Annotated in this window: 1 protein-coding gene; it reads right to left on the minus strand. The window is 42.3% G+C overall.

The genetic code is table 11. From position 1 onward, the window contains the following. Nucleotides 1-1,835 (minus strand): SprB repeat-containing protein (locus tag ABXT06_RS22690; RefSeq protein ID WP_354592754.1); only part of this gene is annotated, 1,835 nt, incomplete at both ends.

The following is a 1,835-nucleotide window of genomic DNA, read 5'->3' on the forward strand; positions in this document are numbered from 1 at the left end:
TTTTGTCCTCAATTGTAATTATCTGAGTGAAAGTTTCAGAAGTGTTTCCGCAATCGTCTTTTACAGTCCAAGTGTTGGTGTATGTTCCAGCATTTGCGCATCCTTCAGAAGCTACAAACTGTCCGCTTACTTTAGTGATGTTCGAAACATCGGCATCGCATAAGTCAGAAGCTGTAGGGAATTGAGCCTGAGCATTTGCTAGGGCTTGTTCATCACTGCATTCTATAGTTTGGTCTAAAGATCCAGCTTGAGTGGTCCAAGTCGGTGCAGAATTATCTTGGACTATTATAGTTTGACTTACAGGAAGTGAAACATTTCCACAGGCATCTTTTGCAGTCCATGTTCTTGTTTTTGTATAAGTTCCAGTACAGTTTCCTTCTGTAATTGTGTCTTCATAAGTTAATGAAGATATTGTTCCATTGTTGTCAGTTGCAGTTGCTTGTGCAAAAACTGGTTCTGCAGGACAATTGATTGTGCTAACTTCAGGCAATGGATTTATAACTGGTATAACTGAATCTCCATCAAGAATAGTTACAGTTTTTGTAATTGTACATAAGTTCTCATCTTTAACCGTTACATTATAAGTTCCTGCTTTAAGTCCTGTAGCTGTAGCATCTGTTTGAACTGGAGTTGTATCCCAAGAGTAAGTGTAAGGACTTGTTCCTCCAGATGGAGTTACAGTGGCAGAACCCGTTGTACCGCCTCCACAAACCACATCTATCTGTGTTGTTGTTGCACTTAATGGAGATTGTGGCTGACCGATTGTGATTTCACATGTTGTAGTGTATCCCAATTTATCAGTAACTGTTACAGAATGTACGCCAGCTGTTAAGGAATTTGCTTGTGCGCTTGTTTCTCCATTATCCCAAAGATATGTATATTCTCCGTTACCACCTACAGCGGTTACCGTAGCTTTGCCGGTATTATCGCCATAACATTTTGCAGTAGCATCTTGAGCTATGCTACAAGAAAGAACGTTAGGTTCTGTGATTAGTACACTACATTCAGTAGTACAACCGTTTGCATCTGTAACTTTTACGGTATGTGTTCCAGCATTTAACGCTAATGCTTTAGGGGTGTTTTCGCCATTATCCCATAAGTAAGTGTAATCAGGAGTACCACCAATTGGAGATACAGTTGCTTCACCATTGCTTAAACCATTTGACGTAACTGGTTTATTTTGGACAACAGAACATGATAAAGGAGTTCCAGGTTGACCAATTGTTATAGAAAGAGGGGCAGACGTACATCCGTTTGTATCTTTTACCGTAACGGTGTAAGTGCCTGCAATAAGTCCTGTTCTATCCTCAGGATTATCAGTTCCTGCAATGTCAGCCCAATCGTAAGTGTATGGTCCAACTCCTCCGGAAGCTGTTATATTGATGGCTCCAGTTGAAGCGCCGTGGCATAATACATCGGTTTGAGAATCTTTGGCTACAGTAACTGCAGCGGCAGGTTCTGTGATAGTCACCGAAAGCTGAGCAGAAGAACATCCGTTTGCATCTTTTACCGTAACGGTGTAAGTACCTGCAATAAGTCCTGTTCTATCCTCAGGATTATCAGTTCCCGCAAGATCAGTCCAGTCGTAAGTGTATGGTCCAACTCCTCCGGAAGCTGTTATGTCGATGGCTCCTGTTGAGGCGCCATGGCATAATACATCGGTTTGGGAAGCTTTGGCTACAGTAACTGCAGCGGCAGGTTCTGTGATCGTCACCGAAAGCTGAGCAGAAGAACATCCGTTTGCATCTTTTACCGTAACGGTGTAAGTGCCTGCAATAAGTCCTGTTCTATCCTCAGGATTATCAGTTCCTGCAATGTCAGCCCAATCGTAAGTG

This window comes from Flavobacterium sp. UW10123 (assembly GCF_040538975.1).
Taxonomy (GTDB): Bacteria; Bacteroidota; Bacteroidia; order Flavobacteriales; family Flavobacteriaceae; genus Flavobacterium.